This window comes from Sulfidibacter corallicola (assembly GCF_017498545.1).
Lineage (GTDB): Bacteria > Acidobacteriota > Holophagae > Acanthopleuribacterales > Acanthopleuribacteraceae > Sulfidibacter > Sulfidibacter corallicola.
In genome coordinates this window covers 7,088,261-7,113,825 of sequence record NZ_CP071793.1, presented here as the reverse complement: position 1 = coordinate 7,113,825, position 25,565 = coordinate 7,088,261, and the positions used below count along the sequence as shown (strand labels likewise).

Genomic DNA, 25,565 nt, shown 5'->3' with positions numbered 1-25,565 from the left:
CATGACAAAAGTGTCACCGTGGTGACAAAGATGCTAACAAAGTGTCACCATGATGACACTTTTGGTGCGCCCTGAAAAATAGGGGCTACGCCCCTATGACCCCATTTTTTGGAAAAAAACCTCTAGAGCTTCACAGAAACCAAACCCGGAAAAGAACAATAACCAATAATCAAACATCAAGGCTCGGCACGCGGAACCGCCACACAACAACACCGAAACCCGACGCCGCTGCCGCGGACGCCAGCCCTGCGCCCGAAGCGGCAGGCGGCAGGAAGCCCCCTGGCCCTGTTGAACCAGGACCCCCCGCGCAGGCAGGCATTTTCACCATCCACCCTTCCCACGGGATCTCTGGCCTCTTCGCCCCGCGCTCGATAGTCCTCTTTCCAATCGTCCTCGCACCACTCCCATACATTGCCCGCCATATCCCACAAACCCTCGGCGGTAGTTCCCTGGGGGTACAACCCCACCACGCTGGTGTTTCTCAATGCCACGTCATAGTTGGCCCGGGTACGGTCGGGTATCGCATCTCCCCACGGATAGGTCCTTCCTTCGGGTCCCCGCGCCGCGTATTCCCATTCCGCTTCCCGGGGTAATCGCACTTCCATTTCCCCCATTTTCCACCAGGCCGTCGGCTCACGGTCCAACTGTCCCTTCAACCAACCGCAATAAGCCTCGGCCTCATACTTGGAAACCCCCACTACTGGCTGGTTTCGCCCATTGAACTTTGATTCGTTCCAAAAAAACGGTTCACGAAGCCCTGGTTGGAAATATTTCCGAACCTGTTCTTCTAACTCGTGTTTTTCGCGGAAGGCCTGCCACCACGTTTCGAACTCGGCTTCGCTTTGCGTGTGCCAACGCCAACCTCTGACACTCCAATAGCCTTCGGTTTCGTAGCCCCTATCGTTCATGAAGGCCGCGAACTCCTGGTTGGTCACCGGGTACCGCGATAGGTAGAAATCTCGACTGATCGTCACCCGATGAATGGGCTGGGAGTCCTCTTCCGCCTCCGATCCCATCATAAAACTGCCCTTGGCCACCTTGACCCACTGAACCGATTCGTTCCTCTCTAGACGAGGATCACCCAGCCGCCCCAAAGCCAGGCCCAATTCTTGGCGTGCCTCGGGCTCTCCCTTTCCATTTGCGATCCATGCTTGGGCTCGGTCCTGCAGAATCCTGATCGCGCCCGCGTCCACGGTCCCTTGCGGTGCCTCCGCTGCCGCTTTGGTCGCCAGCAATAAAGGCTTCAAGGCTTCCGGTTCCTTCTCTGCTCGAGCCACTAACCCTGCATAGAACGTTTCCCCACCATGAGTACCCGCCTTGGCCAGGTAGGCGCCCGTCAGCAGAATAACTTCTTCCCAAGCGCCTTGATCCAAGTGCTTCTCCAGCACGGCGAAGGGGTCCGCTTCCGCTGCGAATCCCAAAGCGGCCAGGTACTCCTGGAAACCAAGGTGGCTGAAGGCATATTCCGGTGGCTCACCCCGTGCCCTCAAAAACCCCGAACGCGCCCCGATCCGCCGCACCAATGCCGCGGCTTTCTCCTCATCGTCATGGGTACTCCGAAACCAGGACACGAACAACTCGTGCGGGACGCTTCGCACTCGGTTGTGTTCGTACATCGCCCGCGCTACCCGTCTCAATCCTCGAGTGATCGGAACCCGCTCCGAATTCTGGTGCTCCGCTTCATGGCCGAAACGTCTGGTCAAAAGCACGTCGATCGCTCGTTCGTACAATTCCACCCGATACTCCGGCAGGTTCTTGCCCGCGTGAAAAATGGTGGCGATCACCGTCAGCAACAGCGGGTTTTCCATCATTTCCCGAATTCGAGGATGGCCGCCGGCCCGCCGGGCCAGGTTCTTTTGGAGGTCCTCACCCTGGTTTGGCGAAGCCCCTTCGAACCATTTGATCAGCAATTTCCTTTGCCCTGCTTGGCTGAGGGAGAGCAGCGGAGCCACTCGGCCCGCCAGGCATAACGCTTCCTGGATCCCCGCTTGGGCCCACGCGTGGGGCCGCGTCGTGATCAAAACGCGCGCCGCCTCACCGTGGCAATGGTTGAACTGGCCGAGGATTTTGGCGACCGCCAAGCGCTTTTCCGGCACGAACACCTCGTCCAAGCCGTCCAGCAGCCAGCACAGCCGGCCTGCCTGGCTTTCCTTTGCCAAGGTCTCTCGGCTGATCCCGAATGACGTCAATTCAGCTTCGGCCCAGAGCAGGAGACTGTCAGCGGTGGCAGGCTTGTCGGATAGGTCCAGCCAATCGGCAAAGTCTTTCAGTTCCAGCAAGATCGGATGACAGGGGGATGCCTCGTTTGTCAGCATGCGATAAGCGGTGTACTTCAGAAATGTCGATTTGCCCGATCCGGGATCGCCCTTGATGAGGAAGTGCCGGTGGTCATCGAAATTCAGAAGATCGTCCAGGGGTCGCCGTACACCACCGCGTCCTTGGTCGAGACGCGCATTCCGGTCTGCCTCTTTTGCTGCCTGCTCTTCCTTTTTTTTGCGCTCGGCTTCTTCCTCCGGCGTTTCCCACGAGGTATCCAGCGGGTAATACAGATCAGCCAAGCGAACCTCTTTGGAGCCTTCATCGAGGTTCAACGATTCCGAATAGGTCACTCTCGATTGCACCCAGCGTCGGTAAGTGGAGGGGATCGACGGAGATGCTTTCGGGGGCTGCGGCGAATGTCCTGGGTGAAGCCTCCAAGAATCGGGAATCGGCCAACTGATCTTGCCGTCGAAGCCGTTTCGATAGAGGCGGCGGTCGAGCGCCCAATGCCCGGCCCGCTCATGGGCATAGGACCACACCCGCATGTCGATGCGGCGATTCGCCAGATCGAGTCGGGTCCAATTGACTCGGTGCGGGTAGGTGGAATCGACCCAGCAGGCCCCGGCAGCCGTGGGAAAGCAGTCGCTGTCGGGGTATTTGGTGTAGACCAGCTCACTGTCGTGGAGGTGCCCCCGCAACATGAACTGGCAGCCGTCAGGCGCCGTCAAGAGGTCCTTGACGGCTACGCGGTCATCCTCGCGAAGATCCTCAAACGGGTGGTGGAACAACGCGATTTTCAGATGGGCTCCGCGGTCGCGGGCTTCGTTCAAGGCTTGCTGGACTTGATATTCACCCAGGGCAATGCGCCGGGCATCCTCATCGTCCTGGCAGGCCCATGCCGAGTTGAGGCACAGGAACGCTATGGTCAAGCCGGCAACCTCGCGAATCTCCACCCGCCAAGGTTGTTTCGCGGTAAAGGCACGCTCGGCGCCCAAAAAGTCCTTGGTGAAGGTAAAGAATGGTGATTGACGCTCGGCGAATGAGGACAGGGTACCAGCATTGGTGAGGATTTCGTTTACCGTCTCACGGTCGAAAAGTTGACGTTGCTTTTTCTGAAATGGTCCAATCGAGTTTCGATTCACGTCGTGATTGCCCGGCACCAGGAACCAATCACGCACGGGGTCGTGCCCCATGGCGTTCGCCAGCTTGTCAAAGGCCTTCACGGCCGCCGCATATTCCGTGGGTAAACCCTTGTTGGCGATATCGCCCGTGATACAAACCCAATTGGGCAGTAAGTCGTCCTTTTCCAGAGCACCGATGACATCGCGCTGCAAAGCGTTCATCACCCTCTGCTGTTGCCAATCCTGGCCTTTGCCAAAGTGGAAATCGGAGAGGTGGAGCCAAGATATTTCCGATGCATGCTCTAAGCGGCCATCCACGGTACCCTCTCAATCTTCTAGTAATTTTGCTTTGTGGGTTTATCCGGTGAATAAATACTAGCATAAATACCAATAACAACATTCCATTCCAATGGTATCGACGAGGTCCATTTGGCTCATGCTGGTCAAAGCGGCATGGTGCCCCATCAACCATGCAGCATCCGCTCCGGCTCTTCAGTCGAGAGGGGTGCTGCCATTTCAAATCGTTTCCTCAATCTCTTCTGCACTATTTGGTCTACCACCCACGGACAGAAGATATCGAATTACCCCTAATTTTTTCTTCAATAAGCGCACCAAATACCAAAAAGACAAGCATTAAGGCTCGGCACTCGGAACCGCCACACAACAACACCGAAACCCGACGAGGAAGACGCGGTTGCCAGCCGTGAACCAGATGCGGTAGGCGGCAGGGAGCTCCCAGTCCCTGTTGAGCCAGGACCCCCCGCGCACGCAGGCAACATGATTAATCTTTTCGATAATCAGCCGATGCCGTGCTTCCCACGGCATACCATAGGCTTTCTTCTCAAAGCGAGTTCGGCACCACTCCCACACATTCCCGCCCATATCCAACAAACCGCTGGGTGTCCCACCTTTTGGATAAACACCCACGGCAGAGGAGCGACCCAGGTTCATTCCAAAGTTCGCTAACCGGTCGTCTGGTTCATCTTCCCCCCAAGGGTAAGAATGACTTTCCCTGCCCCGTGTCGCATATTCCCATTCGATTTCACTCGGGAGTCTCACTTCTAGAAGGCCTTGCCAACCCTGGGGCGGCGCCGACGCCAAGTGGGCCGACAACCAATTGCAATAGGCTTCCGCCTCGAACCAACTTATCCCTACCACGGGCTGGTTCGGTTTCCCAAACCGCGACGTCTTCCAATGCCTCGGCTCAGAAATATCCTCGCCTCGCTCTTCCAGCCATCGCAATCCCAGTGGACTCCACCAATGCTTGTTCTGATAACCTTTTTCTCTCATAAACTCGCCGTATTCCTGGTTGGTCACCGGGTACTTGGCCAGGAAAAAGCCATGCTCGACCATCACCTCGTGAGCGGGCTTCTCATGGTCTAACCCATCGTCTCGACCCATGGTGAAGCGTCCTGGCGGGATCCACACCCAGCGTTCCGGCTTTTCGAATCCCAGCCTTGGATCACCCAGCCTTCCCAGCGATAGGCCCAACGAGTCTCGGACTTTTTCGCTCGCGGTGGTTTCTCGGTCCTGCAAGATCGAAAGCGCTTGCTTCTTGGCCCGCTCGATCTCTCCGGAGAGGTCCATGTGACTTGGCGCCTCGGCCATCGCTTCCATCGCCAGGCTCAAAATTTGCCCGCAATGTTCGCCCCTATCGCACTCCGCGAACAGTTCCCGGATGAAATTTGGCCCGTGATATTCCGGACCTGGACCGAACAGACACCCCGCCGTCAAAAGGATCACCTCACGCCAAGCGCCCTCCTCCAAACGATCCCGCAAGGAAATGCTGGGCTGCGGATCGTTCGCATAGGAACGCGCCGCCAGGAATTCTTGGAACGTTAAATGCGCAAACGCGTAACGGGGATGCACCGCACCCGACAATTTCAAAAGGCCCGAATGGTTTCCCAGCTCGCGGATCACTCCCGAAAGATCTTCCTGCGCCCCGCTTTTTCCCTTACCGTAACCCACCGCAAACCACTCGCGGAACTGGCGCTCCCCGATCTCTTTTCCTTTTCCCGCTTCCATCAGGTTGCGTGCCACCCTGCTCAGCGCCCGCGTGATTTGCCGAACCTTGTCGCTACTCCCTCCGCTGGCGTTGGCACCAAACCGCTGGGAGAGAAGAACCTCGACCGCCCGCTCATACAGGTCGGCGCGGCGATCCGGCAGTTCGTCCCCGTTGTAGTACAGGATCGCCAGGATCGAAAGCAACATTGGGTTTTCCCGGAAAGGGCCGAGGCCCTCCCGATCTTCGAGGATACCCGATAGCTGCCCCTGCCGCGCCTCGGCCTCTTCTTCCCTGTTCTTGCCGAACAAGCCCAGAAACCAATTACTGAGAAAGATGTTTTGAAGGGGTTTTGACAGCGGCAAAATCGAGGCTTGGGTGTCGGGCAGCGCCAGCTTGGTGAGAACCAGAGAGCTTTCCAGCGCGTGAGGCCGAGATGTCAGCAGAAGCCGGTCGCCATGTCCCTGTACGCTGCTGACCCAGTTTCCAATGATTTTCGCCGCTCTCAGACGGCTCGATTCGTCGAAGATCTCGTCAAACCCGTCCAACAGCCAAAGGATTCGACCCTGCCCTGCATAGGTATCGAGGAAGGCTGCATCAACGCCGTTTTCACCGTACACTTCTGCCGCCCACTCCAATAAAAGGCCCCCGTGATGGCCGGGATGAGGCTGGAGCCAATTTTGGAACTCGGCCAACGGAAGCAGGATCGGCATCAGCTCGCTTTTCGGGGTCAAGCGGGACACTACGAGGAACCGCAAAAGCGTTGTCTTCCCGCTGCCGGGATCGCCGGCAAGCACGAAATGACGGAATGCCTCGTGCTCGCACAACGATTCGCAAGATCTCGTTTGCGGCTCTCCTCTCTCTGGGCCCTCCGCCTGCTCTTGGCGTTTCCCCGCTTGATTCTCTGTGACTGGCTCCTGCCAGGCGGTTTCGAGCGAGACGAACACCTCCTCCAGAGATAGCTTGCCCGCTTTGTCGCGAGTGAGTTGGGCATGGAGGTCGCGGAACTTCATCAGCATCTTTTTTTGGTAGCTTTTCGGGATGTGGAAGGGTCGGGTTGGCTGGTCTTTACAGGTAGTGTCGTCAATGCCCGATTGCGGTTGGCGAAAAAGAGGCAGGTTCCACGATTCGGGGATCGGCCATGTGCATGCGCCTTCCACGCCTCGAAAGAGGTCGTTGGCGGCGTACCAAAAGCCTCGATCCGGATTGTAGGCCCAGGCTTTGAAATAGATGACGCGGGTGACCGGGTCGATAGCCATATAGTTGACGGAACATGTCCGCCCCGCTGCGACCCGACATGCGCCGGCGGCGGACTCGAAACAGTCGCTGTCGGGTAGTGCCACTTTGCGGAACCGCGGTTTTAGGACGTGTCCGTGCAGCACGAAGTGACAGCCGCCGGGGCCCTTGAGCCGCGCCTCGGCGGTTTCGGCGTCATCTTTCATCAGGTCTTCAAGGGGGTGGTGGTGCAAGGCGACCTTGATATGGGCGCCCGCTCGATCCGCTTCGGCCAGGGCCTGCGAAAGTTGGTAGTCGCCCAGGGCCAGGTGGAACTGGTCCTGCTTGTCTTGACTCGCCCAAGCCGAATTGAGGCACAGGAAGGCGATGGTCAGATCGCCCAGGGTTTGAATCTCCACGGTCCAAGGGCGCTCGGTCCGAAATTTGCGGTCTTCTCCGAGCCACGATTCGGTAAATTGGCAAAAAGCCTTTTGGCGTTTTGCGTAACGCTCGATTTCCTCTGGGTCCTCCAGGATGAGGTTGACATCGGAAACATCCAGTCCGTCGCGTTCTCGGCGCAAACGCTTGCCGATATCGGGCCGGTACACGTCGTGATTACCGGGAACCAGGAACCAATCGGTGACGGGATCCTGGCCGAGATGCTCCGCCAACCTGTTGAGTGTTTGGGTTGCCGTGTCGTACTCCTCGGGTCGACCCTTATCGGCGATGTCACCCGTCAGGCAAACCCAGCGGGGCAAACCGCGATCGTTTTTCAGCGGCTCGATTACATCCCGTGCTAGATCAGCCAACACCTTTTCCTGGCGCCAGTCGGGCGATTCCCCGAATTGGAAGTCGGAGAGATGGAGCCAGGAAAGGTTGGGCTCGCAACGCAAGGGCTTGGTTTCGGTGTGCGCCGCTTCGGTAGTAGGTGTCCCATCTGGGATGTGTTCGAGTTGCGGGAATTCACGGCTACCGGACAGAAGGAGCTCAATCTTGCTGTGGATCTCGTCCAGCTTTTGAGCCATTTGCTCCTGGCCGTTCTGCATATGCCGTGATGCTTGATGGGTTTGCTGGAAATGGGCTTCGATCACCTCATTGAGAGCGGTCAATTGTTCATGGGCTTGATGGGCTTCGAGGAGTTGGGCCACCTCAGGGAGTTGCTCCCGCAGCGCGATGGAAATGGCTTCGCGAAGGTGCCTCGCCAGGCCGATCGGATCGAAACCCATTTCCTTGCGGAAGGTGCCGCCGACCCCGGCGAACAGGGCACTCAAGTCTTCGTCGGCGGCCGTGGCGTAACCGGAACGGTAGGCCTGCCAGAAGACTTCGGCAAAACCCTGGTCACGCAAGGTCTCCACAACCCACTGCTGGTCTTCGGCATATTCGGGATGACGGTCTTGGAGGTGGTGCAGCGCCGAGGCCATCGCCGATTCGAAGCGTGCTTGCAGGGTCAATTGGTTGGGCAGCCCCAAGGCTGCTTCACCCAGCTGGGGTGTCAAGGATTGGATGCGGCGTTTGACGCCATCCGTCACCAAGTTGGTCAAGAGTCCAAGCGCAAGCGTTGACCCAGGGTCCATGTATGCCTTCCGTTTGCGTTTTTACAATATTAACCGAGTGGAAGAAAATATAACAACCTCATCTAGTTTGGGGCAATTTGGGTTTTTCTACAAAACCATATCCACAAAGGTGCGAAGTGAATGTGGCATGCCGACTTCGGTCCCCTGCGGCGACAAAAGGGGTGAACCAGTGGCAAAAGCTTGTGATACCAAGTGCCCAATTTGTCAACATGGTGACACTTTTGTTATCACGTCGACACATTTGTTACCATGTTGACAAGTTTTGTTATGATGTCGACACTTTTTGAGTCACCACATCACGACAAAAAACAAGGATCAAGGCTCGGCACTCGGACCCGCCACACAACAACACCGAAACCCGACGAGGTCGAAGCGGCCGCCAGCCCAGAACCAGAGGCGGCAGGCGGCAGGGAGCCCCCTGGCCCCGTAGCTCCAGGACCCCCCGCGCAGGCAGGCAGATTGGTCAATTTCTTCGATGATCAGGCTTTCCCTCTCCTGCGTGGACAACGCGTAGGCCTTGCCCTCATAACGGGTTCGACACCACTCCCATACGTTGCCGGCCATATCAAGAAGGCCTTCCGGGGTCGCGCCTCTTGGGTAGATGCCCACTGCCGAGGTCCTGCCCAACCGACCCTCATAATTAGCTACCATTTCGTCGGGTTCTTGCTCACCCCATGGATGGCGGCGTCCGGCCGATCCCCTCGCCGCGTATTCCCACTGGATTTCACTGGGCATGTAAACACGAGGAGTCCCTGCCCATCCGCCTGGTCGGTTTTTTTCGAGAACCGCACCCAGCCAATTGCAGTAAGCCTCCGCCTCAAACCAACTCACCCCGACCACCGGCTGGTTGGCGCCGTTAAATGCGCGATCTTCCCAAAGCTCCGGCGTCTTCACTCCCTCGGCTTCCTTCTCCAACCACGAACGCCCCAATCGACTCCACCAGCGGGCATCACCGTATCCATCGGCTTCGACGAAGGCACGGTACTCTTCGTTGGTGACCGGGTATTTCCCCAGGAAGAACCCTCGGTCCACTTCGACTTCATGCTCCGGTTGCTCATCTTTATCGCCGTCATTTCTGCCCATGGTGAATCGCCCCAGTGGGATCCACACCCAACGCTCCGGTTTCACGACACCCAATCTTGGGTCGCCCAATTTCCCAAGGGCCAGCCCCAAGGCATCCCGCGCCGCTTCGGGTACCTGGCTATCGCGATTTCCCAGAATAGCCAACGTCAACGCCTTCGACTTTTGAATGTCCTCGTGCAGATCAATGTGATTCGGCGCTTCTGCCATCGCCTCCATCGCCAGGCTCAGTCCGACTGCTGAGGTGTCACCGTCACCGCAGCAGGCGAATATTCCTCGAATGAAGTCTTGCCCCCGAAAGTCTGCCCCCAAGGCGAAAAGGCAGCCCGCCGTCAACAGCACGACCTCTCGCCACGTGCCCACCCCCAATCGCTCCCGCAATAGTTTGCTCGGCTCCCGGTCCTTTGCATAACTTCGGGCTGCCAGATACTCCTGGAAGGTCAGATGTGCGAAGGCATAGCGCGGTTGTCCATCTCCACTTTGCGTAAGCAGACCCGAATGGTTGCCCAGCTCCCGAATCAGCGGGGTTACGTCCTCTTGGTCGCCGTGCTTCCCCCGTCCGTATCCTTCCGTGAACCAGGTTTGGAAATCGTGGCAACCCACATCACTTGCCCTTCCGCGCTCCAACAGTCTGCGCGCCACCAAACCCAGCCCGCGCATGATTTGCTCGACTTTCTCGATGCTCCCGTCCTTCTCGTTGGGCCCGAACCTTTGTGTCAGCAGCATGTCCACCGCTTGTTCGTATAGGTCGGCCCGCCGCTCGGGCAAGGTCTTGCCGTTGTAGAAAATGATCGCCAGCACCGAGAGCATCAGCGGATTGTCTCGGAAAGGATCCGGGTCGGGTCGTCCCTCCAGGAGATGCCAAAGCGCCTGCTTTTTTTCGTCGGCTGTCTTTTTTCGCGTCGGGCCATACAGGCCCAGGAACCAATGGCTCAGGAATGCTTCCTGGAGGGGCTCGCTGAGGGGGAGGATGGACGCCCTCGTGTCCGGCAGCGCCAGGTTCCCCAAGATTCTCGCTTGTTCCAAGGCATGAGGACGGGTCGTGAGAATCAGCCGGTCGCCCCGACCCTGGTTGGATGTGAACCAATTGCCGATGATCTTCGCTGCTCGCAGGCGAAGTGACAGATCAAAGATTTCGTCAAGCCCGTCCAGCAGCCAAAGAATCTTGCCCTGCCCTGTATGACGTTCGAGGAACACCCGATCGATCCCGTGGGACCCATAGGTATCGGCGGCCCAATCGAGGATGTGGCTTCCTGCATGTCCTTTTTTTCGGTTTAACCAAGCCTGCATGTCGCGTAGCGGCAGGTGTAGCGGCAACAGATCCGGTTCCCGGTGAAGGCGCGACACCACCAAGTAGCGGAGTAGCGTCGATTTGCCGCTGCCAGGTTTGCCAGCCAACACGAAATGCCGGTATGTCGGGTGACGGCACAGGTTTTCACAGGGTTGGGGTTGCGGTTTCTCGGGCTCTTCCGCTTCATCTGCTTGGGAATCGGCACCGCGTTTCCCAGCCAATCTTCTTTCACGATTTTTATCGGGTTCGCGCCACCCGGTTTCCAGAGAGACAAAGACCTGCTCCAGATTGAGTTTTCCGGCTTTGTCTTTAGAGAAGTAGGCGTCTAAGTCGCTGTATTGGCCGAGCATGAGATCCTTGTAGGCGATCGGCACCGCAAAGGTCGCGGGTTTCGGGCCGGCGACACCATCTCCGGTTTCTTCTCCACCTGTGGGCGATTCAAGTGGGGAAAGGTGCCAGGAAGCCGGAATGGGTTTGGTGACCGTTCCGTTGAAGTTGCGGTAGAGTTCTGTGGCAGGTTTCCAAAACCCGTTGCGCTCAGAGCTGTAGGACCAGATCCGGATCTCCACGGTTTCGGCTGCCAGGTCGAGACGCACCCAGTTCACGCTGTGGGCATGCTCGGCATCGTACCAACAGGCACCCGATGCCATGGGGAACCAGCAACTGTCAGGCGACCAGGAGAACTCGAGGTCACTTTCGTGAAGGTGGCCCCGTAGGAGAACTTGGCACCCTCCGGGGGCGGTCAGGACGTTTTTCACCTTCTTGCGGTCGTCCTCGCGCAAGTCCTCAAAGGGGTGGTGGAACAGCGCGATTTTTAGATCGGCGCCCAATTGGTTGGCTTCCTCCACTGCCTGATGGGCCTGGTACTCGCCAATCGCGATCCACCTGGCGTCGTGATCGTCCTGACAAAGCCACGCAGAATTCAAGCAAAGAAACGCCACCCTCAGGTCGCCAACCTGTCTCGATTCCACCTGCCAAGGCTTTTCTGGCGTGAAGGCGCGGGAGGACCCAAGGAACTCCGCGGTGAATTGGAAAAAGTTGGCTTGGCGGCGCGTGTAGGCTTCACACAATTCAGAGTCGGTCAAGACCTCTTCAATATCCTCGTATGTGAGCTTGGCCCGCTCCCTTTTCACCTTTGGCTTTATTTCGTCCCGAAAAACGTCGTGGTTGCCGGGCACGAGGAACCAGTCGGTCTTTGGGTGATGGCCAAGCGCGGCGGCGAGCTTGGCGAACTCAGCCTTCGCGTCCTCGTATTGCTCCTTTTTCCCAGTGTTGGCGATGTCCCCCGTAACACAAACCCATCGCGGAAGTCTTTGTTCCCGTTGCAGGGGCTCGAGGACATCGCGAACCAGGGAAGAGAGGACGCGATCCCGTTTCCAGGATTCCCCTTTTCCGAAATGGAAATCCGAGAGATGAAGCCAGGAGAGTTCTGCTTTTTCCATGAATCCACCAATCACCGAGATTTATTTGGTTTCAACAAGAATGGTGGTAAATCTTAACATGTCAACGCGCCAATCTACGGTTCCCAACCTGTCACAGAGATTGATACGCAGGGATAGAAATCCACTGATATGACGTCAGACGTATTCCTTGTCATCAAGGACCGAGCAGCGTTGAAGGCCATACGAAATGGGTGCCCTCTAGGCGTTCACCTCCTGGTAAAGATGGTTCGATGCAAGAAACACCCAATGAATCTTGGGTGCGGAAGCATCCGGAAAAGTTGGGAAAACTCAATGGCCCCTCGAAAAGGAGGGGCCTGTTGGGTCGTTGCAAAACGAGGGGTCGCGGGTGGGTTCATAAATCCGAATGATTTTTTGACTCTGGGAGGGTTGTCTTCCAACGCTTGCCATACCATCCTGGAACACTTGCCTGACCTGGGATCGTCACCATACCGTCGCCGTCTTTCGGGAAGCCCCGATTCCGGGACAGCCGGGCCAGCGTATGTCGGATTTTGACGGATTGGATTTTCGTGTCCTCGGCGGTATCGAGGAGTCCCGCTTCCCGGCCCTCTCGGACAATTTTGGCGGGGGTGTAAAGGTCCTCGCAGGACAAGCGTTCGAGGAAGGCAGTGTACTTCATCGGTCTGCCCGGTTTTTTCCTTGGGCGACAAGCGATTTCGTTAGGTTCAGGTTCGATGTCAAGATCCTTTGGCACATCTGAGATCTCGTTCTTTTGGGTCATGATCTACTCCTTTGGCTAGATGACTATAAGTAGCACTGCTCATGATAGCGAGCATCTCACAAAAAAGCTACCTATAGTCTGTAGACCAATAGTCATCAAGCGACTAGGCTCAGGGCATGAACAACGAGCAGGCCCAGGCCCGCCTAGGTGCGGTAATACGAAAAGAACGAGAGCGTCTCGACCTATCGCAGGAGGCCTTGGCCGATCAAGTCGGGCTGCACCGCACCTACATTGGATCCGTAGAGCGAGGAGAGCGAAACATCTCCCTGGCGAACATCATAAAAATCGCCAACGCTCTAAAGCTTTCGGCCGCCGACCTGGTGAAAAAAGCTGGGCTTTGATTTTTTTTGTTTCGTAATTCAAAAGCCGGTCAATGCAGCAATTGATGCTCTCTCACAGGTTTTCTGTGTTGAGAGGAGCCGATCAGGCCGACTCATATCGCCAACTTTTGAGAGAAAGTTGGGTAATTCAGGGGGGGCGTATCCCGCTCATAACTAACATAGACTCTTTTTGAGCCAAAATACTCTTGATTTTCGCATGAGATATTGGCGGATGCCTATGTCCAACAATTTCCTTGCAAAGAGAAGGCGAACATGGCTGACAAATGGGAAATCTATCAAGATCGAGCGGGAGAGTGGCGCTGGTGCTGGACTTCTCCCAATGGAAACATTGTTGGTGCAACCAGTGTAGGGCACTCGAGTAAGAGAAGCTGCATCGAAAATGCCCGGCGACATGGATATGTTAGGGCCTCAGGTAAAGGGGCAAAGGATCGCTGGGCGTTTTACAAAGACCGTTCTGGGAAATGGCACTGGCGCCGTATTGCTCCCAATGAAGAAGTCGTAGGCAAAGCAACCGAAGGATGCTCCAACAAATCTGATTGTGAGTCAAACACGATCCGAAATGGGTATGATAAATAAAATGTGAGCACTGTGCGCTTTCTAGGTGATTGTCTGCTTCGTTGACCGGGAGCGGCTAGTGTAACATAAGCCTAAACCAGACAGTTTCATCACTCTTGTTTTGAATTGAAATAGTGACCTGATGATAGATCTTGTTCGCACCTTACTTGTGCAGATCGAACGCCAATTTCTGCCGAGAAGTTGGGGTTTGCTCAGCAAGCCCTACATGGAAGTTTGAACAGTTTCTCAGATTTTTAATAAAGCCAATCAAATATTCGAGGTAGACAAGTTAGTACATAATCAAAATAACATCTGCCTGGGTAATAAAAAGGAGCATACCATGTCTTTGTATCTGATTTGTGATGAAGCGGGTGAAAAGGGTTGGTCTACCAATCAAGAAAAAGTTTCAGGTGAATTCGGTGTTTTTGCTGGCCTTCTTTTAAATGATCAGCAGTATTTGAAATATTTAGATTTAGTAAAGGATATCAAAAGAAGATTTTTCACTGGCATTGAGAAGGTTCATATCACTGACGCCCCTCTAGAAGACAAGGCACTTGTCCGGGAGGAAATATACAATTTCGTAAAAAGCGAAGGTGTTCCATGTATTTACGAAGGAGTTTATGTTCAAGGTTATTATGATTCAAACAAGCGCCTAGATGACTTAAGAATGCAGAGCGTGAAGGAGGCAGAGAAACAAGGTGATCTAAAAATTAATAGCCGATCAATAAAGGAAAGGCTGCATGTTGATTTATTTGAAGGGCTATTCAATAAAGCTCTAGCTTTCTATGAGGATCATCATGCTGGCGAACCTTTTATCGTTATAACCGACAATGTGGATAAGCCGATTGAGCAAGAGTTTGAAAGGGTGATAAAACATCTAGTCTCTTTAGGTGATACAACTGAAATAGTGGCTAAGGGCTTTATCCCATCTGAAAAAAAAGCCGTAAAAACTTCAGAAACGATCAAAGGTGCCTTGGGTTCATTTTCTGTCAAAATGGAGAATGGCTACGTAGACCTAAGAGTAGAAGCGAAAGAAAACGCGATTGGATCTGATGTTGTTGCAAGTAGTTTAGACTTCCATATAAAAGAAGAAATTAATGAGAATTTAATCGATTTAAATGGCCCAGAAGCAATAAAGAATCACCCATTAAAAGACAATTTTATTTTTGTTGAGAATGGATATTTTGGGGATGTTGATAAACAGCATCCTGACTCAAACACAAAGTAATGAACATTTCCTTGAGCAATGTGGGAGCATTGTTAGTCGTCGAGGTGGCCCCGAAACGGAGGAATTGATAGCTTGACGCCAGCCCGAAAGGCTGGCGTCTTCCTGCGAACGTATTTCGTGATTTTCTTAAATGTTCGGATGGGAGCATATTTCCGAGTAACAACACCGCGAGATGAGGTATTCTCTTCGGGTCAACATCAATGTTTGCAGGTTGCTATCTCTCATGGACCCTATGACTCCATTCCCATTCCAACTCGAATTGATCGCCTTTCCCGATTCCGACTTCGCCTACGCGAATGACGAACTCCTCAATCTTCTCAATACTTTCCCTGAGATCCTCGAACGGCTCGAAGCTGACCTCGACCGCCATGCACTGGTCTTGAAACAAGCGCGCCTCAATCACCGTCGCGCTTGCGCTGGAACCCCTCATCTTCCTGGCCGAGACGATCCCGATCGCCTCGAGGCCATGACACCCTGCGAACTGAAGCTGGGCATCGGACGGCGCCGCATGTCTGCTCAAGACGTCTTGTTCTGCGTAAGCGCTTATTGCGTCGCGTCGGGCTCTGCAGGGCTCGTGTTGGGTTCTGGAGCGCATGTTGGCAAGAGGCGTGCGATATCTGCGTCGGTTTCGGCGGTAGGCAGGCGCTCGAACAATTGCTTTAAATAGGCGTACGGCTCCCAACCATTTAATTTTGCCGTCTCGACGATGCTATATATCCGCGCGCTGGCCTGAGCCCCTTCCGGGCTGCCGCTGAATAGCCACGCTTTTCGGCCTATCACGTAGGGACGAATGGCGTTTTCTACCAAAGCCGTGCTCATGGGGACCTCCGCGCGGTCCAAGAACAGGTCCAGTTTGTGCCATTGACCCAGCGCATAATGAATCGCCTTTCCCAGGAGGCTCTTGGGTGGGACGCGGCCTGCTAAATGATCCAACCAAGCTTTGAACGCGCCAATCTTCGGTCGCAACTTTTGATCGCGCATGACCAACAGCTCTGCGGCCGAGTAGCCCTTCTCCCTGGCCTCGCGTTCGAGTTCGTACATCTCGCCAATGAGTTTCAGGGCTTCATCCGCTTTGCCTGTTTTCCCACCTTTGCCTTTTCGTCCCAAGGCTTTGCGGACGTCCGCGAACTTGCGGCGAACATGGTCCCAATCGCCGGCATGCACCACCCCAGGTGCGCGACCCAAAAAGTCGTAGCCGGCATAGCCATCGGTTTGGACCGTGCCTTGAAATCCCTCCAGCAATCGGGCCGCCACTGAGCCCGATCGACTTGGATCATAATGAAACAAAACGATGGGTGTATCCGGTGGTCCACCGCGAATCACCCACATGAACGACTTCGTGGTGTTCTCTTTGCCGGGTTCGTTGAGGACTTGAACCGTGGTTTCATCCATCTGGAGCCAGGTGTGCTGCCTTGCCTGGGCAAGCAGCAGTTCCCACATCCGTTCCAAGCGGTTGCCTACATGGCGCGCCTAGTTACACATGGTTGCTCGCCCCAGCTTCACACCCAACCGACCCATGAGACGTTCCACCCGGTAGAACGGCAGGCCGTCCACGAATTTGGAGGCGATCACGAAGGCCAGCAGGCCGGATCCTGCCATACTGCCGGGAATCAGGCGCGGCGCGCGCGGCGCAGACCTGATCGGAGCCTCCAGGACCTCGTCGGCCTGCTTGCAAGGCGCACAGCCGTAACTGTAGTGATGGTGTTCGACGACTTTGGCGACCGCAGGCTCGTACTCCAGCTCGCACGTGACACCCTTGCCGATCACGGTCATTTCTTCGCCGCAGCAGGCGCACTGCCGGTCTTCCGGGGGGAGTTCGTACTCGTGAATTTCCCGCGGCAGGTGGTCCGGGAAGGGTTGTGGCCCGCGCTTTTTGCGACGCTTGTAGGTGATCGTCTCGCGCACATCATCATCGGAGGCAGCCTCGGCGTCGGCGGGCTTCTCGTCAGCTTCAAGCGCATCCAGGTCGAACAACGCCTGCTGGCCGACCAACTGGCTCATGCGTTCGCTCTTGGGCCCAAACGTCTTGGCCTTCAACAATCTTAGCTGCTCTTCCAGAAGTCCGATATGCTGGTACAACGCCGCGATTTGCGCGTCCTTTGTTGACGCGATCGGCAACGAACCCACCTTTGACCCGGAGAACGAGACCCGGGCGATGCGCACATGTCGCATGCTAAGTTGATGCGAAGTCGGGCTCTGGGCATAAAAAAAGACCCCCAATGGTGGGGGCCTGTGTTTCTCATCGTGTTGTCGTGAGGATTATTCGGTGAATTGAGTTGGGTCTTCGGGGAGGTTCATCAGTTCCATCAACGGCTCCTCGTACAACGCCCAGATCAAACGGTGGATTTCCTCCAACTGTTCGAGGAGCTTCCAGATGATCCAAATCGGTTCAGAGGGTCCCGGCTTGCAACGATCAGTCATGAGCGTCTCCCGCTTCCGCCGCCTCGATTGGGTGGGGATGCTGAGGGGTTCGCAGCGACGGCCCATTCATTTTGATCGTGATGCAATGGTGGCGGAGTCGATCCAACAAGGCATCCACCAAGGGCTTGCGATTGAATAACTGATACCACTTCTCGTAATCGAGATTGGTAGTGATGATCGTGGCCTTGTTGCCGTAACGCATCTCGGTCAACTTGAAGAAGGCATTGACCTGTTCGGGCTTGAGCGAGAGATAACCCAACTCGTCGATCACCAAGAGGTCGTAGGAAGCCATCGACTTCAAAACCCGCGAGGTACTTCGGTCCGCCAGGGAAGCGAACAAATCGTCGAGCATGTCCTGGGCGTTGTAAAAACGGACCCGATAACCGTCGAGCAACGCTTTGCGCGCCAACCCAATCGCCAGACCGGTCTTGCCCGTTCCCGGCGTGCCGATGAACACGACGTTCTGCGCCCGTTTGAGGAAATCCAGGGTCGCCAATGAATAGATGCGCGCGCGATCGACCCCAGGCTGCAGGTCAAACGGGAAACTCTCCAGCGCCCAGTCCCGGGGCAGCTTGGCCTGGCGTGTTCGGTAAGCCATGGCCCGCTCGGCGCGAGCGCGGGACTCTTCGCACAGCAACTGGTACAGCACATCCTCCAGGGGAAGGCCCTCGACCTGGGCGCGGTCGAGTTCGCGATCCAATACCGCAGCCATGCCCCGGAACTTGAGATCATCCAAGATCGTCTTGAGCTTCAACCTCATTGAAAATCCTCCTCGCCCGCAAGCTGAAAGTAATCCCCGGCGACTTCGTCGAGAACCAACTTCTCCAATCGATGCAGATCGAAGAGCCCGTAATGGTGGGCGTGTTGGAGGGCGGTGAAGAAGGCCTCTTCGGGATAGGTTCGAACCAGATGCAACAGGCGCTTCATGGCGTGGACGCCGCGGCCGGGCACGCGTGTCTTCAAGCGGTCGAGGTAAGTGTCGAGGAGTGGGTTGCGACCGCGTAAAAGATCCTCCTGGGCCGAGGTCCCTTGGCGCGATTCCCGGAGAAAGCGTCGCTGGCGATGGGCGTCCAAGGTGATGCGCTGGTCGCGCTTCTCGCAGAGACCGTGTTCGGCGACCAACGCCCCGCGAAAATACACCTTCAGTTCGGAGAGGGTGCGGTGCGCCTCCAACCGCTTGCCCACCAACCGTTCGGGCACGGAATAGCGGTTGCGCTCCACGTGAATGTAACCGGTCGTGTCGACCATCCGAAACAGCGACTCGTAAACCGGCGGGCATACTTTCGGAAGCTCGCGAAGCGCGGGCTTCTCCATGAGGTAGGCCGCCTGCGGGGACATGCCGAGCACCCGTTTGACCTTGCGATTGGCGACCTGATCGCACCAATCCCGAACCGAGGCGTTGAGGTCCTGCAACGACGCAAACGCACGTCCTGCCAGGAAGTTGGTTTCCAGATAGCGGAACGGCCTCTCGACGCGCCCCTTGCGCTCGGGATGGTTGATGCGATGGGCCGCGAAGGCGACTCCGTAGGCCCGGGCGAAGCCCGCCATTTCAGGCGAAATCTGCGCGTTGGCGCCGCTGCCGGCGGCCAGGACGACCGAGGTGTTGTCGATGAGACAGGTGCGCGCGGCACCGTCCAGGTAGCGAAACGCTTCGGCCAGGAAGCATTTGGCCTCGAACCGTCGAAATCGGCGATAGTAGGCGGCGAAGAGGGTGCGCGAGTAGGCCAGCACCAAGGCGGCACACTGCAGGGTTTGGGTGCGGCCATCGATGAGGACTCGGTGGGGCGAGGTGTCGAACTGCATTTCCTCGCCGGGCTGGAAGGTATACACCCCTTTGCAAGCGGGCGGGTTACGTAGGTGAACCTCGCGAAGAAACCGCGTCAGAGTGCTGTAGGCGACCCGAATGCCGTGTTCCTGTTCGAGGATTTCGTGCACGCGCGTCCCGTTGCCGCGACAGCGCTGGAAGATTTCGTGAATCAGCTCGCTGTGGCGATGGAGTCGACTCGTGGCCGGAGGCGGGGTCTCCTCCGCTCGGCGACGGATCAGGCGTCGAATCGCATTGCGCGAGACACCCGTCTGACGGCTGATCTCCCGCAGCGGCGTGCCCTGCTGATGAAGTTTCTTGATCTGTTCCCGAATGGGTTCTGACAACATCGTGCTGTCTCCTTTCCAATTGTTTCTGCAATGCCTCCCACTCCCGCGTCACCTTCGCGACGTCGCTCATCACGGCGGCCCAACCCGTCTCGTCCAGGCCCTGGCACAGACTCGGCAGTTGCCGGCGCAAGCCGCGAAGTCCATTCGCCAGGTGGCGACAGGTCGTTCGCCACTTCCCCTCGGGCCCTTGCGCGAGCTGACGGCCTTCACCAGCCAGCTCGCGTTCTCGCTTGGCTTCAATCCACAGTCGCGGCTGGTCAACCAGACGTTGGCGCACCACTTGATTGGCGCCCCGGTAGGCCTCGAACCAATCACGCCACTCGCGGCTGCTGAGCCCGTTCTTGGCCGCCGCTTCGATGACCTGGCGCGCATGCGCCGGGTTGGCGCGAGTCAACGGCGCCATCACCCGAACGGCGACCCAGGGAGAAAGCCGTCCCTGCATCACCGCCGTGCGGCCTTCCTCGGGCACCTCCGAGACCAACCGCAACCGACTCCGCACCCAGCTCTGACTGCGGCCGGATTGCTGCGCGATCGCTTCAGCCGTCATGCCCCGTTCTTCGTGGAGATAGCGCAGGGTCAGGCCTTCTTCGAGTGCGTCCCAGCAACGGCCGCCCATCCGTGCCAGCAGGGTCAGGAGACCCTGAGTCGGGTCTCCCGGCCAGATTTCGCACTGCACCGTGTCACGACGCAGCTTGTCGCGTGCCGCCAACCGACGGTAGCCGTCCAACAGCACCAGTTGGCCGTCGGCGCCTCGAGCCACCGAGACCGGTACAAGTTGGCCTCGGCGATCGAGATCGCGAGCAAGTGCATCGATGGCGGCACCATCGAAGATTCGGTGATGGCCGAAGGGTCGTTGGAGTTGATGGACTTCCAATGCGCGGTGAAGGGGTTTGGTGGCAGTCATGCGTCCCAGCCTAAACGGTGCGGCGGAGGATGAGCACGAGTCCTCATTGACACCGGCGTGTTGCTGGTCGATCAACATCCGGTAATAGCGTTGAATTCATGCAGTCACGCATCCTCATTGACCGCTGCCATACCCCTTACGTAAATCCGTATAAGATGTTCACTTCCAGCAGGTTGGCATCTCGACACGTCCTCATTGACGCGCATTCTGTCGCCCTGCTGTCCCAGAACCTGAATATTCACAGTGAGTTGCTGTGTTGACGCGTCCTCATTGCGATCGCGATGGGACGGTCGGCCTGCTTGGGTTGGTTTACGCGGCTTGGGGACTGGTGGAAACTTCGCCGGAGGGCGCTTCCGAGGTGGGCGGCGGCGCCAGTAGTCGGGGTTTCGAGCCCGCCACACGCGTTGACTTTCGCGATCATTGGCGCGGTAGTCAGGATCTGACTTGCGTTTTTCCTTCTGCCACAAGGATTTGCGTTGACGCTGACATTCTGGCTTGCTGCAGAAGCGTTGATTGGCGTTTTGGGGACGTCGACGGAAGTAGCATCGACATCCACGACACCGTTGTTTGGCCATGCCTGAGCTCCCGGGTTTCGGTAACCTGGCATTTTCATATGTTCGACCTGACTGCGCCGATGCCGGGTCAGGTTTTGAGCACCCTGCTCAGCAGACGGACCCAGGGTCCTGTACCGAGCAAAACCCGGGTTCGTTTAGGAAAGCGTCAACACGTAATGGTATTACCTCCCATCGTTTACTTATTTTACTTTGAAAAATTGAACGGGAATGGTTAACCCTTACTGTACCTGTTTAGTGAACCCGAGTCAGGGTTGTTTAAAGTTCAGGAAAAGGAACGTTTGATTGAACTTGACGCAGTGCGGCATAGATAGCAAACGATTTAAGTGGTCGGCAGTGAACCGTATTGTTGGCGATACTTATCGATTCAGCTGCCAAGGAATGGAAGTTGGCATTCTTAAAAAACGTAGCTCTTCCCTCGAAGAAGGTATGGGGATCCGCGTTGTCAAAGGGGAACGAACCGGGCACGCCTACGCCGAGTATCTGAACAATGCGAACTTCCCAAAAATTTCCTATATGTCGGTCACTGTTGGCAACCGCCCATTTTACCCGCACAGTGGGGGGTTGGCGAAACTATCTTTAGGCATTAGGCTTACAGTCAAAAAGAAAAGAAAACGCAAACTCAAAAATACAGACATTAAAAAAATATAAACCATACGCAAATAATGCGCGTAACCTGACTTAATCCGGATGTTAAAGAATCACCCTAAAGGGGGAAGTTATGATCACGTGTGCAGTTATTCTGCTCTCTTTCCTGGCCGCTCCAGAGTCAGCCACAACAGCAGGACCTCACCCTGGCCCTATCCTAACCTACCACGACGTGATGAGGCCTCGAAGCTACCAACCCTACATCACGACGATGGATTTGCGCGAGGAGCGCCATCGCAAGCGTGGCATGGACAAGCTGGAGGTCCCCGGGACTGGCATCGTTGTGGAACTGATCACCTCAGGTCCTTACGGTGCTAACATTCGAATCACCTACCCAGATGGGAGAACTGTTCATCACGTCCTGTCCCTCAATAGTCAGGTCACCGAGGCTACTGACAACGGATTTTTCATACTCAAGTTGATCGAGCTCGACGATCAACCAGGCAGTAAGAAGCGCGTTAACTACAGTTGGATTCGCCTGGAGACGACCCTCTTCAAACTCTAGGAATACTCTCCTCTCCTTCACCATCCCGACGCCTTCGTCCACGTTCGCTACCTGCGCGACGACACCCTCGTCGTCCACCTTCAAGGGGCAGGGGCACTGGTCCACGCCGGCAGGATCCTTTTCCTGAACTTCGCCGATGAAACCGACCCAGTCGCGGACGCCACCTGCACGACGACGCCCTCGTCGTCTATCCTTGAGAATTTCGACCGCAACATCCTCTACCTGGTCGTCAACGCAGGATCTATTTTCTGAAATTCCCCGATGAAACCGGTCCGGGCGCGAACCTCACCTGCGGGACAACACCTTCGACCACGATCACCACCTGCATGACGGCAAACTGTACGTCACCGATACTCGGTTTCCTCGAACTGGACGCCGCGGGCAGGATCCACGTTGTCAAAGGGGAACGAACCGGGCACGCCTACGCCGAATGCGAACTTCCCCAAAATAACCTATGTGTCGGTCACTGTTGACTTCGCCGCCAGATCCCAACGAATTCAAGTTCCGCTTCCGTAACTTTCGTGATAATCCCGAGACTCCTCCGCACGCCGCGCGTCGGCATCCCGCTTCAACTCATACATCACATCGTCCGCGTAAAAGCAACTTCCACTCTTCGAATGTGATGGTTCCTGGTCAATCAGTTCGGCCGCTATGGTCTTGGCCAGGTCCTGATTGCAAACCAAAAAGTTCATAACGGCGGCAAAGAGCGTTTCGCCGTAGTGGTCGAAATCCGGCCGATCCCCATCGAATGGCATGATGGGATACTCTTCGCCATGTTCGTAGGCGGCGCGGAAATCGCGATCAAGAAACTGGGTGAACCAATAAACTGACTGAACCGCTCCGGTGTGGTTCGGATTAAAGGCACACCGCCCTCGCTTTCCGTACCGCTCCAAACGCTGTACGTACTTAGTATTCTCGACACACGTACTACACAAATTCATTTCCATCACCTCGAGCCTTATTTATTGGGGGCGTCAAACCGCCACGCACCTAAACGCTTGGGTCTGCGCCAATAAGGATCTGGCGTGAAAACGATCACAAAAAGGCCACTGTCGGCACAAGCCGCGAACCGCTATAGGTATCAATTACAAAATTGAAGGCTTTGGAAAGAATCTGATCGCACGATCACGAAAAATTGGTCAGCCATGGCGATGTCCTCCGATCTCTCAAATTCCAGGAGACGGGGTCCCACTGTGAATCCGCGGACACACCACCTCGAACATAAGCGCCAAAAGGACTCGAGACGACGCCTCTCCGATTCAGACTCGCGCGCCTCAAGCGGGACACAAAGTCGCAGTTAGGCGCCAGCGTTGCATCATCTGTGGTTAACGCCCTCGACGACGGCAGCATCGTCCACGGTCAGTACTCACACGACGACGCCCTCGTCGTCGACGCCCGACTTGCTAAAGGCGCGGTCTCTTCAGGTGAACCTGGTCGTTGCCGGCAAAACCCTATCACTGAACTTCCCTATGAAACCGACCCAGTCGCTGACGCCACCTGGTGGACATCGCTCTCTCCCTTCACCCTCAAGGTCTGAGGTGGCCTGGCTGACCTGGTCGCCATTTGCAGGATTCTTTTTGTAAACTTCCCCGATGAAACAGCCCGGGCACGAACGTCATCAGCGCGATCACACACTCGTCGAGATGAGTTAAGTCCTTGCTCAACATTTCAGAGGTCCTAATGTTTGGACTTCTCATAAAAAGAATCCGACAAGTTAGTCATCATCTAGATCGAAAGGCAATGTTCGGATAAAGCTAGCGAGTCGATCAGCATCACTCTTCGTGAAATCGACTGGTAGTTCAAACTCTACAGTCAAATCCGACCGCAAATGGAATGAGTGAGCTAGCAGGCCTGATTCGACATCATTAATGTCCTCATCAAACTCTTCCACTTCCTCCGACTCACCGCTTGCTGCTCGCCCCACACTAATCATTGAAACATCCCATTCGATACGAGATCGATAGGAGTGTCTTCCTGGGATATATTTTCCACAACCAATCTTCTCAAGAGTACGAAGAAGACTTGATGCATCCTGTCGATTCACCTTCACATCTTCCTTTTTAAGCATTTTTATAACTTGATTAACATCAGTTACTTTTCGCCCTCTCTTTCTCTGTGCAATAATATCAAAAAAACCCTGAGCGATTTTATCTTCCTTGTACAATTTTTTCAAATCTTCTAAATTCACATCATCTAACACGTCTGTCACCTCCATTCCCTTAAACTCCATGCCGCCGAGCACAATAATACCATGCGCCCATTTATAGAAACATATTTTCATACCATCACGCAAGAATTACTCATGCTATTTAAAATTACAAAGCAACATGTACGTAGAGGCAATACAGAACCAAGTGAGATGAGTTTACGTCTGGGCGACTCCCTTCCTAGACTTGGGTATTCATCCAGTGGTCAGGCACGAAAACTGACGTGACGCCAGCGCGTCACCATCACTCCCACACTTTCCGATCCTTGGAAATTCTCCACTCTTTCTGGGCGATGGCGTCGTCGTCCACGTTCACCACCTACACGATGGCAACCTGTACGTCTCCGATATTTGGTTTTTCGAGGTGCGGTGGACCTGGTCACCTCTGGCAGGATTCTTTTTGTGAACTTCCTCATGCGGCCGCGGACGCCACCTGCACGACGACACCCTCGTCCTCGGTTCTCGAGGATTTCGATCGCAACGTCACCTATCTGGTCGTCACGAGCAGGACCCTTTTCTTGAACTCCGCCGGTGAAACCGGTGCGGCTGTACCTCTGTATTGAAATGGCCCAATAGGAAACCAAGCGATCCAGGTCCCCATACGAGACCACGAGTCACAAAGGCGTCTCATTGACTCCTTTCGCCATTGTGGGTACTCTTTCTCAGGATGAAAGTGAGCTATCTTGCCCGTCATTCCAATCAGTTGAGCCATGGATCCGGAGTTTTGATCGTGGGAACAAGGCTAGTTATTCACTCTGTGAGTGTCGAAAATCACCCTAATATCCGCACTTAGGAACCAAAGGATCCAAAAAGGGTTTCTGTGCACTTGTTAATAAAAATCGGCCAAAAAGGAAAACGTGGCGCAGATGAATTCACGCTTCATCTTGCCACGCCTGATGGCTTAAAAGATCAAAACAGCTCAGATGAGATCCATGGGTTGATTTTGGCTCAACCTCCTTTGGTGGTCATGAAAGCGTACTACTTTGAGGAACTTTGGCGATGGCTAGTCCAAATTGTTGAATCTTGCGAAAGTGAAACTTGGTTGTCCAGTGTGGATAAGTTGAAAAGGTATTTTTGCTGGGAGTATGAGGGATTTGAACTGTGATTCTCGCTCTCGGCCTCTACTTGATATACAGGCCGGCAGGATCGAAATTGTTAACCACTACCACCGACGTGATAAGGTTCTCTCCAGTGGAGGAAACAATCGCGAGGTATTTTTTTATGTGGCGCATCGCTGTCTGGTCAAAGGAAAAGGGGGAAGGAGTCATTCAAAATCAGTCGGGTGAATCCATACCATTCGATGCTTCC

At 55.4% G+C, this 25,565-nt stretch carries 15 protein-coding genes and 5 pseudogenes; 5 read left to right on the top strand and 15 right to left on the bottom strand.

The window, feature by feature from the left end; genetic code table 11:
• Positions 1–176 precede the first annotated feature (176 nt).
• Together J3U87_RS22145 and J3U87_RS22140 are read right to left on the bottom strand one after the other, a co-directional pair.
• Positions 177–3,698 carry an SUMF1/EgtB/PvdO family nonheme iron enzyme gene (locus J3U87_RS22145; protein WP_272932399.1) on the bottom strand — a complete coding sequence of 1,174 codons (3,522 nt, stop codon included), beginning with the start codon at positions 3,696–3,698 and terminating at the stop codon, positions 177–179.
• A 315-nt stretch (positions 3,699–4,013) separates the two neighbouring features.
• Positions 4,014–7,622, bottom strand: a complete 3,609-nt coding sequence (locus J3U87_RS22140; RefSeq protein ID WP_237384526.1) for an SUMF1/EgtB/PvdO family nonheme iron enzyme — start codon at positions 7,620–7,622, stop codon at positions 4,014–4,016.
• Positions 7,623–7,658: 36 nt separating this feature from the next.
• Between J3U87_RS22140 and J3U87_RS22135 the strand changes: the two genes are divergently transcribed.
• Positions 7,659–8,159, top strand: coding sequence for a hypothetical protein (locus tag J3U87_RS22135; RefSeq protein WP_237384550.1), 501 nt, complete (start codon positions 7,659–7,661; stop codon positions 8,157–8,159).
• A gap of 327 nt (positions 8,160–8,486) precedes the next feature.
• Here J3U87_RS22135 and J3U87_RS22130 read toward each other — a convergent pair whose 3' ends face one another.
• The 3 genes and pseudogenes from J3U87_RS22130 to J3U87_RS22120 all read right to left on the bottom strand — a co-directional run bounded on the left by J3U87_RS22130 (position 8,487) and on the right by J3U87_RS22120 (position 12,723).
• Complete coding sequence (locus J3U87_RS22130; RefSeq protein ID WP_237377949.1) at positions 8,487–11,192, bottom strand: SUMF1/EgtB/PvdO family nonheme iron enzyme; 2,706 nt, start codon at positions 11,190–11,192, stop codon at positions 8,487–8,489.
• A gap of 105 nt (positions 11,193–11,297) precedes the next feature.
• Positions 11,298–11,984: pseudogene (locus J3U87_RS35330) on the bottom strand (metallophosphoesterase family protein); the annotation flags it as partial.
• A gap of 352 nt (positions 11,985–12,336) precedes the next feature.
• Positions 12,337–12,723 (bottom strand): hypothetical protein, encoded by a 387-nt coding sequence (locus J3U87_RS22120; protein ID WP_237377947.1) that lies wholly within the window; start codon positions 12,721–12,723, stop codon positions 12,337–12,339.
• A gap of 116 nt (positions 12,724–12,839) precedes the next feature.
• Here J3U87_RS22120 and J3U87_RS22115 point away from each other — a divergent pair, with 116 nt between their 5' ends.
• Complete coding sequence (locus J3U87_RS22115; RefSeq protein ID WP_237377946.1) at positions 12,840–13,064, top strand: helix-turn-helix domain-containing protein; 225 nt, start codon at positions 12,840–12,842, stop codon at positions 13,062–13,064.
• Between the two features lie 895 nt (positions 13,065–13,959).
• The gene (locus tag J3U87_RS22110) at positions 13,960–14,847 is read left to right on the top strand and encodes a hypothetical protein (protein WP_237377945.1); all 888 of its coding nucleotides are present in this window, start codon (positions 13,960–13,962) and stop codon (positions 14,845–14,847) included.
• 214 nt (positions 14,848–15,061) lie between these two features.
• Here the strand turns inward: J3U87_RS22110 and J3U87_RS22105 are convergent, their stop codons facing one another.
• The 7 genes and pseudogenes from J3U87_RS22105 to J3U87_RS35515 all read right to left on the bottom strand — a co-directional run.
• Positions 15,062–15,367, bottom strand: a complete 306-nt coding sequence (locus tag J3U87_RS22105; protein WP_237377944.1) for a hypothetical protein — start codon at positions 15,365–15,367, stop codon at positions 15,062–15,064.
• A gap of 23 nt (positions 15,368–15,390) precedes the next feature.
• Positions 15,391–16,446: pseudogene (gene tnpC / locus J3U87_RS35140) on the bottom strand (IS66 family transposase).
• Positions 16,447–16,530: 84 nt separating this feature from the next.
• A pseudogene (locus J3U87_RS35135) lies at positions 16,531–17,019 on the bottom strand (IS66 family transposase); the annotation flags it as partial.
• Between the two features lie 87 nt (positions 17,020–17,106).
• Complete coding sequence (locus tag J3U87_RS22090) at positions 17,107–17,268, bottom strand: hypothetical protein (protein ID WP_237377943.1); 162 nt, start codon at positions 17,266–17,268, stop codon at positions 17,107–17,109.
• Positions 17,261–18,028, bottom strand: coding sequence for an IS21-like element helper ATPase IstB (istB, locus tag J3U87_RS22085; RefSeq protein WP_237377942.1), 768 nt, complete (start codon positions 18,026–18,028; stop codon positions 17,261–17,263). Before istB ends, J3U87_RS22090 begins: the two co-directional genes overlap by 8 nt.
• Complete coding sequence (istA, locus tag J3U87_RS22080; RefSeq protein ID WP_237377941.1) at positions 18,025–19,422, bottom strand: IS21 family transposase; 1,398 nt, start codon at positions 19,420–19,422, stop codon at positions 18,025–18,027. Before istA ends, istB begins: the two co-directional genes overlap by 4 nt.
• Positions 19,423–19,786: 364 nt before the next feature.
• A pseudogene (locus J3U87_RS35515) lies at positions 19,787–20,326 on the bottom strand (ParB/RepB/Spo0J family partition protein); the annotation flags it as partial.
• 857 nt (positions 20,327–21,183) lie between these two features.
• On the opposite strand from J3U87_RS35515, the gene J3U87_RS22070 reads away from it, so the two are divergent.
• The gene (locus J3U87_RS22070; RefSeq protein ID WP_237377939.1) at positions 21,184–21,549 is read left to right on the top strand and encodes a PmbA/TldA family metallopeptidase; all 366 of its coding nucleotides are present in this window, start codon (positions 21,184–21,186) and stop codon (positions 21,547–21,549) included.
• A gap of 295 nt (positions 21,550–21,844) precedes the next feature.
• Here J3U87_RS22070 and J3U87_RS22065 read toward each other — a convergent pair whose 3' ends face one another.
• From J3U87_RS22065 to J3U87_RS22055, 3 genes are all read right to left on the bottom strand, one after another.
• Positions 21,845–22,156, bottom strand: a complete 312-nt coding sequence (locus J3U87_RS22065) for a hypothetical protein (protein ID WP_237377938.1) — start codon at positions 22,154–22,156, stop codon at positions 21,845–21,847.
• Between the two features lie 392 nt (positions 22,157–22,548).
• Entirely contained in the window at positions 22,549–22,992 is a 444-nt protein-coding gene (locus J3U87_RS22060) for a hypothetical protein (protein ID WP_237377937.1), read from the bottom strand.
• A 773-nt stretch (positions 22,993–23,765) separates the two neighbouring features.
• Positions 23,766–24,344 (bottom strand): hypothetical protein, encoded by a 579-nt coding sequence (locus J3U87_RS22055; protein WP_237377936.1) that lies wholly within the window; start codon positions 24,342–24,344, stop codon positions 23,766–23,768.
• Between the two features lie 721 nt (positions 24,345–25,065).
• Here J3U87_RS22055 and J3U87_RS22050 point away from each other — a divergent pair.
• A pseudogene (locus J3U87_RS22050) lies at positions 25,066–25,362 on the top strand (Imm8 family immunity protein); the annotation flags it as partial.
• Between the last annotated feature and the right edge of the window lie 203 nt (positions 25,363–25,565).